1 protein-coding gene is annotated in these 529 nt (G+C 35.0%); it reads left to right on the forward strand.

The genetic code is table 11. The features are described from left to right. A partial coding sequence (locus NG904_RS17135) for an O-methyltransferase (RefSeq protein ID WP_252232953.1) occupies nucleotides 1–374 on the forward strand: 374 nt, incomplete at its 5' end. Between the last annotated feature and the right edge of the window lie 155 nt (nucleotides 375–529).

The raw sequence follows: 529 nt of genomic DNA on the forward strand, positions 1-529 counted from the left end.
CAGCAATAGAACGTGGTCTTTCAGGACGTAAGGATAAGATTCAGTATTACCCATTATCCTTAAATCAATATAATGATGGCAGTCATACCATGTTGACAATATCAGGTTTTTTCTCCTCAGAACAAGAATATATAGAGTTATCTAAGGCATGCGACCTTTCTAACTGGCAATTTTATTCAACAAATTGGGAAGACGTGCAAGAAATAGCAATACCAACACTAACAATTAAAGAAAAGATAAATTTAGATAGTAAACTGCCTGATAAAGAAGCATATCAGGCAGCCGCTGAAGAGTTCTCTTTAAACGAAAATGAACGGGATAACTATTATAAATACTATAGGTTATACCCTAACTTCCAAAGAATTATGGTTTAAATATTCGGGCTGGACTCTTTTATTTAATAAATTGTACCGTCCATTTAATCTATATTCAGCAACTATTGTGGAAACTCTACTGCCATGCAAGCTTTTCTGTCTTGTCTGGTGGGAGACGTTTTTCATGCTATTCCAGCTAAATTTAGAACGCACAC

Source organism: Clostridium sp. ZBS15, from assembly GCF_023845705.1.
Taxonomy (GTDB): Bacteria; Bacillota; Clostridia; order Clostridiales; family Clostridiaceae; genus Clostridium; species Clostridium aquiflavi.